Raw genomic sequence first — 13,523 nt, forward strand, 5'->3', positions numbered from 1 at the left:
CCATGAAGCCTGCACTTGTATTCGTCTTGCTGAGTGTCCAGCTGTCGCTGGCCGCGGCCCAAGTCAGCTGGAACTGCGGCCCGCTGGAGAACGGTTACGGCCCCTACGACTACCGCAAGGAACGCACGGGCAAGCTGCCGATCGTCGACGGTGCCCACTTCACCCCGGAGGTGGAGACCCTGATCCGCGGCCACACCGCCGTGCATCCGGGCGGGGACATCGACTACACCTTGCGTGCCTCCCCCAATCACCACCGCGCCCTGGCGGCCATGGCGCGGCTGACGGAACGCGGTGATGGCATCCAGCCGAGGAACATGCGCTACTCGGCGGACTGCTGGTTCCTGCGCGGCATTCGCTTTGCGGCCGACGACCCGGTCGTGCGCCTGCTGTACGCCCAGCACCTGATGCGCGTGAAGCGGCCTGCCGATGCCCTCAAGCAGTTGCAGGGGCTGGAAGCCCTGCAGCCCCCCGAGGCGCTGACCTGGATCAACCTGGCCCTGCTGTACGCCGAACTGGGCCGGTTCGAGGAGGCGCGCAACTGTGCCGAGCGAGCGCGCGCGCTCGGTATCGAGCGCGAACCCCTCACCGCCCGCCTGGCCGCCGAAGGCTTTCCCCTGCGGGCACCAGAAGCCGCCAGCGCTGTAGCACCTGCCGCCTCGGATCGCCCATGAACAAATTGCTGATGGTGGCGTACCACTTCCCGCCGCTGGCCGGCAGCAGCGGCATTCAGCGCACCTTGCGCTTCGTGCAGCAGCTGCCGCAGTTCGGCTGGCAGCCCCAGGTCTTGACCGCGCACCCTCGCGCCTACGAGCGCTGCGATGTCTCGCTGCTGGCGGATGTGCCCGCCGACGTGCCAGTGCTGCGCGCACAGGCCTGGGACACCGCACGCCACCTCGCCCTGGGCGGCCGTTACCTGGGCGCCTGGGCACGCCCCGACCGCTGGGCCAGCTGGCGCTTCGACGCGGTACGGCAGGGCATGGCCTGGATCCGTCGTGAGCGCCCCCGCGCCATCTGGTCCACCTACCCGATCGCCACGGCCCAGCGGATCGGCGCCGAACTGGCGCAGCGCAGCGGCCTGCCCTGGATTGCCGACTTTCGCGACCCCATGGCTCAGGACGGCTACCCGGCCGATCCGCGCACCTGGGAGAGCTTCCGCGCCATCGAGGCACTGGCGTTCGAGCGCGCGGCCGCCTGCATCTTCACCACGGCGGGTGCCGAGCGCCTGTACCGTGAGCGCTACCCGAACACCCGCGCCCGGCTGCTGACCATCGAGAACGGCTACGACGAGGACAGCTTCGCGCGCGCCGAGGCTGCACCCGGCGAGCGTGGCCCCCTGATCCCGGGCTGCCTGACCCTGCTGCACAGCGGCATCGTCTATCCGAGCGAGCGCGACCCCACCCAGCTGATGGCGGCGCTGCGTCAACTGCTGGATCAGGGACGTATCCGCCCTGGCCAGTTGCGCCTGCGCTTTCGCGCGCCGGTGCATGGCGACCTGATCCTGCAACTGGCCACCGCGCAGGGGGTGCAGGAATTCGTCGAGGTCCAGCCCCCTCTGCCTTACCAGCAGGCGTTGGCCGAGATGCTGCGCGCCGACGCGTTGTTGGTCATGCAGAACAGCAACTGCAATGACCAGGTGCCAGCCAAGCTTTACGAGTACCTGCGCGCGCGCCGTCCCATCCTGGCCCTGACCGATCCGGCCGGTGACACCGCTGCCGTGCTGCGCCGCAGCGGGGTGCGCACCATCGCCCACCTGGAAGACCCGGCGGCCATCGCCGCGCAAACCAGTGTCCTGCTGCAGGGCCTGCACGAGAACCCGCAGGCCCTGTGCGCGGACGAAGCCGCAGTGCTTTCCGCTTCGCGCCTGGCGCGCAGCCGAGCCCTGGCCGAGCTGCTGGACAGCCTGCCGATCTGATGTCGGTTCGTCGCTCGCTGGCCTTCTCGTTCATGGACCGGTACGCCGGTCTGGCCTTGTCCATCGCTTCGTCGATGGCCATCGCCCGCTTGCTCACGCCCGCCGAGGTGGGCACCTTCTCGGTCGTGATGGCGCTGCTGATGCTGCTGATGACGGTCCGCGACCTCGGTGCCGGCCAGTACATCGTGCAGACGCCCGAGGTCGGCCCGGCGCAGATCCGCGCCGTCTGGACGGTGCAACTTGCGCTGGGCAGCCTGCTCGCGCTGCTGTGCCTGCTGGCCAGCTGGCCGGTGGCTTCGTTCTATCGTGAACCGCGCATGCAGCCCATGATGGCGGTGCTGGCGCTCAACTTCCTGCTGAACCCGATCGGTTCGATCACCTATGCCTGGCTGATGCGCGAAATGCGCTTCGGCGCCTTGGCCTGGGGGCGCTTCTCGGCCGCATTGGCCGGGGCGCTGGTCAGCATCGGCCTGGCCTGGAGCGGGCATGGCCCAATCAGTCTGGCCTGGGGCAGCTTGGCCAGCACGGTGGCAAACGCGCTGGTGCTGAGCCTGTTCCGACCCGGCCAGTTCCCCTGGCTGCCCGGCCTGACGCATGTCCGCGAGGTGCTGAAGTTCGGCTCGCGCATGACCGGCGCCTCGGTGCTGGGCACGCTGTCGAACAGCGCGCCGGAGTTCTTGCTGGCGCGGCTGCAATCGCTGACCGCGGCGGGCTTTTATTCGCGCGCCAACGGTCTGGTGTCAATGTTTCGCAGCCTGGTGTCGGATGCCGTCAATGCCGTCACCCTGCCCTACTTCGCGCAGGCGGCGCGCGAGCAGCGCGACCTGCCCCAGGCCTTCACCCGGGTGCAGAGCTATCTGTGCGCCCTGGGGTGGTCCTTCGCGCTCGGCGTGCTGCTGCTGGCGCACCCTCTGATGCGGGTGCTCTACGGTCCGCAATGGGACGAGGCGGTGCCCTTGGCGCGCTGGCTGGCGCTGGCCCTGCTGTTCCAGGTGCCCATCAGCAACTGCCAGATCGCGCTGACCAGCACGGGTGCGGCCCAGCGCGTGCTCCGCGCCACGGCCTGGCAGTCCGGCTGCCTCGTGCTGGCGGCGGTGACCACGGCGCACTGGGGCGTGCAGGTCTTGACCCAAGCCCTGGTGCTATCCGCCGCCTTCGGGCTCGTCGGCTGGCTGATGCAGGTGCGCGCCCATCTGGGCCTTAGCCTGCGCGCTCTGGCGGCCGCCTTGCTGCCCAGCGCCGGTGTCGCCCTGTGCAGTGCCAGCGGCCCCCTGCTGGTGCTGTGGGCACTGGGAGAGCAACCTGCCCAGCCCCTGCTGGCCCTGGCCTTGGGCGGCGCGCTGGCGGCCTTTGGATTTGTGGCGGGGTGCGTGTTGCTGCGCCATCCCTTTGTCGAAGAGATTCGCAAGATGACCAAGAAGCTGCGCCCGTGAAGCGCTGGAACGTCTATCCGCTGGATCGCACGCTAGGCACCCATGCCGCGCGCTGGCAGGCGCTGAACGAGCGCGCGTTCAGCAACCACCCCCTGCTCCAGGCCGATCTGGTCGACGAATTGCTGCGCCGGTTCGGAGAGGGGAACGAACACCTGTGCGAATGCGTCGAAGACGGCAGCCCCGTCGCGATGGCCATCCTGCGCCCCAAGGGCCGACTGACCTGGACGAGCTTTCAACCCAGCCAGTCGCAGATCGGCCTGAACCTGGTGCGCCACGCAGCCGATGCGCAGGCCCTGTTCAAGGCGCTGCCCTGGGCGGTCGCGCAGATCGACCTGCTCTGCCAGGACCCGCTGCTCACCGACAACGAGGGCCTGCTGGAGCCGCTGGGTCATGTCCAGAACCATGCCCGCACGGCCTGGATCGATCTGGAAGGCAGCTGGGAGCAGTACCTCGCCGGGCGCTCCAAGAACCTGCGCGCCAATCTGCGCCGCTACGAACACCGGCTGGAAGCCGAGGGCCTGCCGGCGCGTTTCGTCTGCCACACCGAGGCCTCGGATGTGCGCGACGGCGTGCTTCGCTACGCCGAGCTGGAAGGCCGCGGCTGGAAGGCGGCCGCCGGCACGGCGCTGGGCTCCTTCGACGCCCAGCTGGCCTTCTACACCAGCCTGCTCGAGCACGCGGCGGCGCGCGGACAGGCCCGCGTCTACGAGCTGTACCTGGGCGATCAGCTGGCGGCTTCGCGGCTGACGATCACCAATCGCGACACGCTGGTGGTGCTGAAAACTTCCTACGAAGAGTCGCTGGGCCGGCTGGCACCGGGGCGGCTGCACCTGCTGCGTCTGCTGCAGGAGGAGTTCACCGCGCAGCAGTTCAAGCGTATCGAGCTCTATACCAACGCCACGGCAGACACCGCCGCCTGGTGCACCGGCACGCGCTGGATCCGCCACCTGAGCCTGCTGCGCGGGGCCACCCCCAGCTTGCTGTTCGACGGTCTGGCCCAGCTGCGCCGCGGCCGCTGGCGCCCCCCGAGCGACGACCTGCAGGTTCACCAAGTCAGCCGCCTGGACGATCTGCCCGCCGCCGCGCGCAGCCTGCTGGATGCCCAAAGCAGCGCCGGTAGCTGCCTGGGCAGCCCCTGGTTCGGCCTGCTGGAATCGAAGGTATTCAGTGCGCCCGACACCACGCGTTACGCCTGGCTGGAGCGCAATGACACCGTGCTGGCCGTGCTTCCCCTGCTGCTGCACCGGCCGCGCTGGGGCGCTGTGCAGATCCAGGGGCTGGCGAACTACTACTCCAGCTTGTACGCCCCGGCCGTGCACCCGGAGCTGCAGCCCAGCCAGCTGGCCCATCTGCTGGAGCAGACCCTGCAATCGCTCCCGCGTGCCGGGGCCCTGCGCTTCGAGCCGCTCGCCATCGACAGCCTGGGCGCCGCGCAGCTGCGCTCGGCACTGCGCCTTCTGAAGTGGCCGAGCTTTCAGTTCGCCTGTGCCAGCAATTGGACGCTGGTGGCACCGCCCGACTGGGAGCATTACCTGGCGTCGCGCAGTGGCGCCCTGCGCTCCACGCTGCGGCGCAAGGCGGCCAAGCTGAAGGTGGCCGGAGGCCACCTTCAGGTGGTGCAGACGGAGCAGGAGCTGGAGCCCGCGCTGCAGGACTATTTGTCCATCTACGCCCGGAGCTGGAAGCGCCCCGAGCCGTATCCGGAATTCATCCCCAGTCTGATGCGCGCTGCCGCCGCACGCGGCGAGCTGCGTCTGGGGCTGGTCTATCTGGACCGGCAAGCCATTGCGGCCCAGCTTTGGCTGGTGCACAAGGACCGTGCCGAGATTCACAAGCTGGCGCACGACGAAGCGGCGGCGGCCTACTCGCCCGGCAGCCTTCTCACCGCCCATCTGCTGCAACATGTGTTCGAGCAGGACGGCGTCCAGTTGGTCGACTTCCTGACCGGCGACGACGCCTACAAGGCCAACTGGATGGACCATTGCGAGGCCCGCTGGGGCCTGCTTTCCTACAATCCGAGGCGCCTGTCCGGCCTGCTGGGCGCGGTGCGCGAGGGTCTGGCATTGGTCACCCGTCCCTGGCGACGCACCCTGCACCAGGCCCTGCGCCTTCGGTCCGCCCCGCCTCCGTCCGACCCCAAGTCTCCCCAAACCTTATGAACGACCTCGCTGTCGAATTCCTGCGTGGCCATCCTCGGTGGCTGGACGGCACCCAACCCGAAGTCCCCGACCTCGTCACCCTGCGCCAACGCTGGCTGCGCGACGGTGCGACCACTCTGCTGAACCAACTGGGTGGCAGCTTCGCGCTCGGTCTGCGTGACCCGGCCAGTGGCGCGCAGCTGCTGGCCGTGGACCGCTTTGCACGCGAAACCCTGTGCTGGCGCGTGCGAGACGGTCAGTTGGTGAGCGCTGAACAAGCTGCCACCCTGGGGCAAAGCGGGGAGCTCGATCCCCAGGCCTTGTTCGACTACCTCTATTTCCACTGCATTCCGGCCCCGCGCACGGTGTATCGCGCCATCCAGCGCCTGCCTGCCGGCCATGCGCTGCACTGGGATGGCCGCCAAGCCCGTGTCGAGCCGTTCTGGCGGCCCGAGTTCCATCCCGAAGCCCAGCCCGACTTCGGGTCGCTAAAACAGGCCTTCCGCGGCGCGCTCGAGCAATCCGTTCAGCGCGCCCTCGACGGCGGCGTGCCCGCTTGCTTTCTCAGCGGCGGCACCGACAGCTCGACCGTGGCGGGGATGGTGCAGCGGGTCAGCGGGCGGGGCGAAGCTTTCTCGATCGGCTTCGAGTCCGAAGGCTATGACGAGATGGCCTACGCAAAAGTGGCCGCCGAGCATTTCGGCCTGCGCCACCACGCTTACTACGTGACGCCCAAGGACCTGCTCGACGCGCTGCCCCAGGTGGCCGCCAGCTTCGATCAACCCTTCGGCAACAGCTCGGCGCTGCCGAGCTTCTTCTGCGCCCGCATGGCCCGCCGGGCCGGTGCCCGGCGCGTGCTGGCCGGAGATGGCGGCGACGAGCTGTTCGGCGGCAACTCCCGCTATGCGCAGGGGCGCGTGTTCGCGCACTACGCGCGCGTGCCGCACTGGTTGCGCCGCGGCCTGCTGGAACCGCTGTTCGAGAGCGCCTTGATTCGCCAGACCCCCGGCCTGAAGAAGGGCAGCAGCTACATCAGCCAGGCCAAGGCGGGCATGCCGGCACGCCTGGAGCGCTACAACCTGATCCACCAACTCGGACTGCAGCAGGTGCTCACACCGGCCATGCTTGGGCAGGTCGATGCCCAGGCCCCGGCTGCGCTGCAGCAGGCGGTCTGGCAGCAGGGCCTGGCCGCCGACGAGCTCAACACCCATCTGGCCTTCGACTGGCGCTTCACCCTGGCGGACAACGACCTCGTCAAGGTGCGTGGTGCTTGTGCGCTGGCCGAGATTGAGGTTGCATTCCCCTTGCTGGACGACGCCGTGCTGGCGCTTTCGCAACGCCTGCCGCTGGATTACAAGCTGCGTGGTGAGCGGCTGCGCTGGTTCTTCAAGGAAGCGCTCGCCGACTTCCTGCCCCCGGCGGTCATCACCAAGACCAAGCACGGCTTCGGCCTGCCGTTCGGCCCCTGGCTGGCGCACGAGCCGGCCCTGCAGGCCATGTCGCGCGAGCTGATGCATTCGCTCGCCAGTCGCGGGCTGCTGCGAGCTGACTTCATCGACCGGCTGCTGAAGGATTACCTGCCGCAGCACCCGGGTTACTACGGCGAGATGGTGTGGATTGCACTGAGCCTGGAGTTGTGGCTTCAGGCTCATGCACCGAGCTTCCGCCTGCCACAGTGAGTAGCGGAGCATGGCCAGCATGAAGCGTCGCGACTTTCTGGCGCGCTCGGGCGCGCTGAGCTCGCTGAGCGCATGCGGTGGAGGCGGCGACGCGGCCCCGCCCGCGCCATCCCCTGCCCCGCCTGCCCCGCCTGCCCCGCCACCTCCACCGCCGCCGCCGCCACCGCCGCCGCCGCCGCCACCGCCACCGCCGCCGCCGCCGCCACCGCCACCGCCGCCGCCGCCACCGCCACCGCCACCGCCGCCGCCACCACCACCTCCGCCACCCGCCAGCGTGCCGGCGTGGCTGAGTGGGCAGCCGCTATGGCGCTGGTTGGAAATTCCAGGTACGGCGCTGTCGAGCGTGGAGCCCAGCCCGCGCCCCCTGGGCATCCTTGGGCCGCGCGCCAAGATTGAGGCGTGGTGCGGAGCTGCATTAAAGCGGCGTGGCAGCGTCTACCTGCTGGGCGCGGCCGGCGGGCACGGCGATTACGCAGGCAATGAGGTCAATGCGCTGAAGTTGAATGTTGACGCGCCGCGCTGGGAGCAGTTGCGCGCGCCTTCGGCCAACGAGGCCATCATCAATGGCACCCAGTTCTACCTGGACAAGCGGCCTTCGGCCACGCATACCTATTACGCCACCCAATTCATCGAATCGCAGGATCGGCTGATGGTGGTGGCCAGTCCGGGCATCAGCGGCGCCCTATTCCCGCCCGCACCGCCCAACTTTGCGTACACCGGCAGTGCGCGCAGCTTCAGTTTCAACCTCGCCACCGGCGACTGGGATGACCCCGACCACGTTGCGCCCTACCCGGGCCAGGGCGACTTCACGGCCTGCCTGTGCGTCAAGCATCCGGTCACGGACGACCTCTACTACAGCCGCAACTACGCCGAAGGCTGGTACCGCTGGACGGCGGCCACGCGCCGCTGGGATCGGCTGTCGTCGGCCTCGCGCAGCCCCTGGTACTGCGGTGCCGCGATCGACCCCGTGCGCAACCGCATGCTCACCGTCGGCGGCTACAGCCCGACCGCCCCCCAGGTACTGAGCCTGGAGGGGGTCAACCTGGGGGTGCGCTTTGGCGGGCTCGGCGCCGAAGCTCTAACGGTAAGCGGCTACCCGGCCGTGGTGTACGACGATGTACTCGATCGCTTCCTGTGCCTGTTCAATGGTCCAGATGGCCGCATCAAGCTGCTCAGCGTGCACCCGCAAACCTGGGAGGTCAGCAAGATCGAACTGCAGGGCTCCGAACCCATGGCCCGCCCCAACGGCCTGCTCAATGCACCGCAGTACGTGCCCGAGTTGCGTGGCGTGGTCCTGACCAACAGCTACACGGGCAATGCGCTCTTCCTGCGCACCTCGCTGTAGGCGTACGAGCGTTCCTAGAGCGCCCGCTCACCACGCTGACGCAGGTTCTGCACCATGCGCAGCCCGAAGCGCCAGCGCGGAAAGTCCCAGGGCGTGAAGCGCGGCACCTGAAACGGGTCGTCGTCAATACGTGCCGCGCCGGGTGCCGTGGTGACCGCTGCAGCAAAGCCCACTTCACGCGCCAGGCGGGCATGGAGCGCGGTGTAGTCGCGCCCCGGCTTGCCATTGGGGTAGGCAAACAGCTGCACCGCTTCCCCCAGTAGGCTCTCCAGCTGCCGCTTGCCCTCGGCCATCTCGTGACGCGCCTCACGCTCCTCCAGCCGCGCCAGGATGGGATGGTTCACGGTGTGGCCGCCCAGCACCATGCCGGCGCGGCGCATCGCCAGCACTTGCTCGCTGTCCATCATCAGATCGGAAGGGGCTTTCACCCCACTGTGCGCGAACAATTCGTCCACGCACAACTGACGTTCCGGCAAGGGCAGGTACTTGATATGTCCGAGCAGACGCTCCATGGCGGCACGCCGGGCAGGCCATCCGGAGAGGTCCAGGGGACCCAGAGCTTCCAGGCGGGTGCCGTTCAGGGCCAATTGCGGGCCGGGATGCCGGCGCAACACCTCGATGACGGTGTCGTTCCACATCCGCCCACCATCCAGAAACCCGGTGCTGATGAAGAAGCAAGCATTCAAGCGGTGGCGCTGCAGGATGGGCAGAGCCACATCGTGATTGTCACGGTAGCCATCGTCGAAAGTGATGGCCGCCGCGCGGGCCGGCAGTCGACCTTCGCGCTGCATCTGCAGTGCCTCATCCAGGGGCAGCACCTGGCACCAGTGCCGCAGCCCCGCCATCAGGCCATCGAACCGGGCGGCGTCGCCCTCGCCCGGGAACATTGGGTCGGTCCGCTCATGCACACGGTGAAAGATCAGGATGGAGAGCGGCGCCGACCGTCCGGCAGGGCTCAGGGCCCGAAACATCGTCCGGATCATGCAGCCACACCCCGCAGGCTGCCGGGCCGCAAGCGCCCAGGTACAGGCGCCGTTGCCTTGAGATGCTCTTTCACCAGGGGCACGGCGATGGCGACCATTGCCATCATGTTGTAGGGCAGATCGAAATAAGCCAAGCTCAAGAAAGCCCCACCGGTGGCGTAACCGATCAGTCCCACCTGGACCATGCTTCCGAGGTGGCCGGCCCAGCGCAGCGCCTCGTTGCCTTTGGTGAGACTACGCAACTGGCTCGCGCTACGCCAGGTGGAAATCCAAAGCGCCATGAACAGCAGCAACCCGACCCAGCCGTGCTCACCCAGCACCTGGAAATAGATGCTGTGCGCCGCGTGAATATCTTTGGGATTTGGCGCATAACGCTGAAAGATGTCGGCCCAATAGATTGAGAAGCCGCCGCCGAAGAACCGGTCATTGGCAAGGTTGAAAGCCATTTGCCAGGCGTTCAATCGACCCATGGCCGATTCATCCTGCTCATAGGTCTGGATGGTTTCCATGCGGCTCCACCAGTGCTCGGGCATGAAGCTCAGGCCGACCAGGCCGATCGCCAACAGGACGATCAGTCCGATGCCCTTCTTCTCGCTACGCCACCAGAAGAACAGCGCCATGGCGGCCAGGCTCAACAGCGCCCCGCGCGAATGGGTACCAAGCACCGTGAGCGCCGTCAGGCCCATCGCGGGGTACCAGGCCCAATACTCCCAGCGGCGTGGCGTTCGCATCTGCAAGTAGTGCATCAACGGGATGGCCATGATCAGTGCCAGCCCGATTTCGTTATTGCCTTCGATGAAGGTACCAGGCGGCCCCCACACCCGGTAAACGCCGCCGCTGGTGGCCGTGAACACCCCGCCTTTGACACCGTAGAAGCCCAGCGAAAGGACCACCGCATAGATGAACCAGTGCAGCTGCTTCTCGTCCCGCAGCAGCGCGAGCGTCACGAACAGCATCAGGAAGATCTTCGAGGTCTTGTCCCACATGTCCAGGCTCTGCTCGAAGTAAAGCGAGGAGGGCAGCGTGATCCAGGTCCAGGCCATGAAGGCGAGCATCCAGCCCACGGCTGGAGCCTTGAAGGGATGCTGACGTTGAGGCGTCACCAGCAAGCCCAGAAGAGTGCAGCCGGCCACCACGGCGGCTACCGGCTGGTAGGCGGACACGTATCCGAATTCGCGATGCGGATTCAGGATGCTGACCCAGGTCCACAACACGGCGCCAAACCAGGGCTGGCGCAAGGCGTACAAAGACCCGCCACCGATGATGGCCAAGATGAGCAGATCACGCACGTGGGTTCACCTTGCTAACCACATAGCGGAACTTGCCGGACGCTTCAGCCGGAATGTCGTCGAGCTCCTGGATGCGCACCGCCACCGCTGCGCCCAAGCGGCGCTTGAAGCCTCGCTCAATATCCTGGAACGCGCGGCGATCGAAGCCTGGTTCGAGTACCAATTGCACCTCCGTATCGAGCAGACTGTGCTGGATGATCTTGAAACGGCGCACGCCGGGTAGGTCCCGAATGATGTAAATCAGCGCCAGCCCGTGCATCACGGTGCCATCTGACGTCACGACGAAGTCCGTTGTGCGCCCCTGGATTTCTTTGAGCATCGGCAGTCCACGCCCACACGCGCAGCGGCTGTGATGGTCCAGCACCGCCACATCGCCGGTCCGGTAACGGATGAAGGGGTAGTCACGCGTAGCCAAATGGGTGACGACAATTTCGCCCGCCTCACCTTGCGGCACCGGCTGCCCGTTCGCATCGACCGTCTCAACGATGATGTCCTCGGCCGTCAGGTGCATGCCCCCGCTCGGACACTGGTGGGCGATGAAGCCCGCGTCGCGCCCGCCATAACCATTGGCAACAGGAGCGCCGAAGCCCTGTTCAATGTCCTTGCGCTGGTCGTCGTACAGGCGCTCCGAGGTCACGAACACGACCTTGACGCCCAGGTCATTCAAGCGCTCGCCCCGCGCCATCGCGTGCCGTGCGATCAAGGACAGCGCGGACGGATAGCCGAACAGCATCGCCGGGCGCTGGCGCCGGATCTCCGCCACGAAGCCGTCCAGCCGCGCCTCGCTCATCTCGAACGCGGGCAGCAAGGCGGTACGCAAGATCTTGTCGCGCACCGCCTTGATGCGATCCTGACGGCCGAGCTCGATGGGTGAGCCCCAGACCACCAGCTCGCGGTCCCCGATGTCCACGCCCCACCAGCGAGTGGCACGCCATTTGGCCGCCACATCGTGGCTGACGCGTTCCTTGCCGATGAAAAACACCAAAGGCTCGCCCGAACTGCCGCCCGTGTTGAAACGCGCGAGTCCGCGCGCCTCGGGGTGGCGCAGTGCATCGCTATGCGCACGGATGTCCGCCTTGGTCAGCAAAGGCAGCCGGGGGAGATCCGCCAGGCTTTTCAAGTCCTGCCACCGCAGTCCCGCTTGCGCGAAGCGTTCGAGGTAATAAGGCACCCGTTCGGCCTCCTGCAGCAAAGCCCGCAGGCGTTGCCACTGCAAGGCCTGCAACTGCTCGGGCGACCACCATTGGCTGCGCTCCATTGCACGGCGGATGCGCACACTGTCGTGGCGCTTCAGACCTTCGTGCAGCGGAAACAGGACGCCGCTGACCAGACGGGTGTAAAGAGACATCAGGAGACCGTGAGTGGGGCTGGCGCGGCGCGACCAATCGCGTGGTACTCGATGCCGAGCAGATGCAACAGCCTGGGGTCAAAGAGATTGCGGCCATCAAACACCAGGGCCTGTCGGAGCGCAGTCTTGAAGAGGTCGAAATCGGGGCTCCGAAAAGTCGCCCACTCCGTCAGGATCAGCAAGGCGTCGGCGCCCTCCAGCGCGGCTTCTGGGCTGGCGGCATAACTGAGCCCGGCTTGCGCTCCGAAGACGCGGCGGGCTTCGTCCATCGCCACTGGATCGTGCGCGCACAGCGTCGCACCGCGCGCCAGCAACTCCCGTACGACCACCCGAGCCGGCGCCTCGCGCATATCGTCGGTGTTGGGTTTGAACGCCAGGCCCCAGACGGCCAGGTGGCGGCCCGTCAGGTCGGCTCCGAGGCGCGCGAGCACCTTGTCGACCAGCACCAGCTTCTGGCGTTCATTGGCCGCTTCCACCGCACGCAGCACACCAAGATCGACCCCTTGCAGCGCGCCGCTGTGGATCAGTGCTTTGACATCCTTGGGGAAGCAGGAGCCGCCGTAGCCAGCTCCGGCATAGAGGAAGTGCGTGCCGATGCGCGGATCGCTGCCAATGCCGCGCCGCACCATCTCGATGTCCGCGCCGACCCGCTCGGCCAACAGGGCCATCTCGTTCATGAAGCTGATGCGGGTCGCCAGCATGGCATTGGCCGCGTACTTGGTCAGTTCGGCGCTGCGCGTGTCCATCAGTTGCACGCGCTCGTGGTTGCGATTGAACGGTGCATAGAGGTTGCGCAGCAGCAGGATGGCTCGCTCGTCCTCGGCGCCGATGACGATGCGGTCCGGCTTCATGAAGTCCGCCACCGCGGCGCCCTCCTTCAGGAACTCCGGGTTGCTGGCGACCGCGAATTCCAGCGCAAGGCCCCGCTCGCGCAGGCTCTGCGCAATCGCATCGCGCACCCGATCCGCCGTCCCCACCGGCACCGTGCTCTTGTCCACCACGACTTTGAAATCCTGCATGTGCTGGCCAATGGTGCGCGCCGCGGCGAGCACATGCTGCAGGTCGGCCGAGCCGTCCTCCTCAGGCGGGGTACCCACGCCGATGAAAATCAGCTTGCCATGCGCCACGGCCGCAGCCGCGTCGGTGGTGAAACTCAGACGCTTGGCGGCGGCGTTGGCCCGAATCAGCTTGTCCAAGCCCGGCTCGTGGATGGGCACGTCGCCGGCCTGCAGACGGGCCACCTTGCCGGTATCCACGTCCAGGCAGACCACCTGATTGCCCATCTGCGCCAGGCAAGCTCCGGTGACCAGTCCGACATACCCTGCGCCAAATATCGTGACTCGCATGAAGACCCCAAAAAAGCCTGACCCTATAAAGCTCGCGTGACAGGCATTCG

11 protein-coding genes are annotated in these 13,523 nt (G+C 67.3%); 7 read left to right on the plus strand and 4 right to left on the minus strand.

Annotation, left to right across the window (positions count from 1 at the left end):
• Nucleotides 1–2: 2 nt before the first annotated feature.
• From I7X39_RS06290 to I7X39_RS06320, 7 genes are all read left to right on the plus strand, one after another.
• Nucleotides 3–671, plus strand: coding sequence for a tetratricopeptide repeat protein (locus tag I7X39_RS06290; protein ID WP_198110119.1), 669 nt, complete (start codon nucleotides 3–5; stop codon nucleotides 669–671).
• The gene (locus I7X39_RS06295) at nucleotides 668–1,912 is read left to right on the plus strand and encodes a glycosyltransferase (RefSeq protein ID WP_198110120.1); all 1,245 of its coding nucleotides are present in this window, start codon (nucleotides 668–670) and stop codon (nucleotides 1,910–1,912) included. The genes I7X39_RS06290 and I7X39_RS06295 overlap by 4 nt, the downstream gene beginning before the upstream one ends.
• On the plus strand, nucleotides 1,912–3,345 hold the full coding sequence (locus tag I7X39_RS06300) for an oligosaccharide flippase family protein (protein WP_198110121.1): 1,434 nt from the start codon (nucleotides 1,912–1,914) through the stop codon (nucleotides 3,343–3,345). The genes I7X39_RS06295 and I7X39_RS06300 overlap by 1 nt, the downstream gene beginning before the upstream one ends.
• On the plus strand, nucleotides 3,342–5,504 hold the full coding sequence (locus I7X39_RS06305; protein WP_198110122.1) for a GNAT family N-acetyltransferase: 2,163 nt from the start codon (nucleotides 3,342–3,344) through the stop codon (nucleotides 5,502–5,504). Before I7X39_RS06300 ends, I7X39_RS06305 begins: the two co-directional genes overlap by 4 nt.
• Nucleotides 5,501–7,162, plus strand: coding sequence for an asparagine synthetase B family protein (locus I7X39_RS06310; protein WP_198110123.1), 1,662 nt, complete (start codon nucleotides 5,501–5,503; stop codon nucleotides 7,160–7,162). Before I7X39_RS06305 ends, I7X39_RS06310 begins: the two co-directional genes overlap by 4 nt.
• Before the next feature lie 72 nt (nucleotides 7,163–7,234).
• A complete protein-coding gene (locus tag I7X39_RS06315; RefSeq protein ID WP_198110124.1) occupies nucleotides 7,235–7,558 on the plus strand; it encodes a hypothetical protein in 324 nt (107 codons plus the stop codon).
• 103 nt (nucleotides 7,559–7,661) lie between these two features.
• A complete protein-coding gene (locus I7X39_RS06320; RefSeq protein WP_198110125.1) occupies nucleotides 7,662–8,507 on the plus strand; it encodes a hypothetical protein in 846 nt (281 codons plus the stop codon).
• Nucleotides 8,508–8,521: 14 nt separating this feature from the next.
• Here the strand turns inward: I7X39_RS06320 and I7X39_RS06325 are convergent, their stop codons facing one another.
• From I7X39_RS06325 to I7X39_RS06340, 4 genes are read right to left on the minus strand one after another with little or no spacing between them, the layout of a single operon-like run.
• Nucleotides 8,522–9,478 (minus strand): polysaccharide deacetylase family protein, encoded by a 957-nt coding sequence (locus I7X39_RS06325; RefSeq protein WP_232351751.1) that lies wholly within the window; start codon nucleotides 9,476–9,478, stop codon nucleotides 8,522–8,524.
• An 8-nt stretch (nucleotides 9,479–9,486) separates the two neighbouring features.
• Nucleotides 9,487–10,779, minus strand: a complete 1,293-nt coding sequence (locus I7X39_RS06330; protein ID WP_198110127.1) for a putative O-glycosylation ligase, exosortase A system-associated — start codon at nucleotides 10,777–10,779, stop codon at nucleotides 9,487–9,489.
• A complete protein-coding gene (locus tag I7X39_RS06335; RefSeq protein ID WP_198110128.1) occupies nucleotides 10,772–12,127 on the minus strand; it encodes a phenylacetate--CoA ligase family protein in 1,356 nt (451 codons plus the stop codon). The genes I7X39_RS06330 and I7X39_RS06335 overlap by 8 nt, the downstream gene beginning before the upstream one ends.
• On the minus strand, nucleotides 12,127–13,473 hold the full coding sequence (locus tag I7X39_RS06340) for a UDP-glucose dehydrogenase family protein (RefSeq protein WP_198110246.1): 1,347 nt from the start codon (nucleotides 13,471–13,473) through the stop codon (nucleotides 12,127–12,129). Before I7X39_RS06340 ends, I7X39_RS06335 begins: the two co-directional genes overlap by 1 nt.
• Nucleotides 13,474–13,523: the final 50 nt, after the last annotated feature.

This window comes from Inhella proteolytica (assembly GCF_016093275.1).
GTDB lineage: Bacteria > Pseudomonadota > Gammaproteobacteria > Burkholderiales > Burkholderiaceae_C > Inhella > Inhella proteolytica.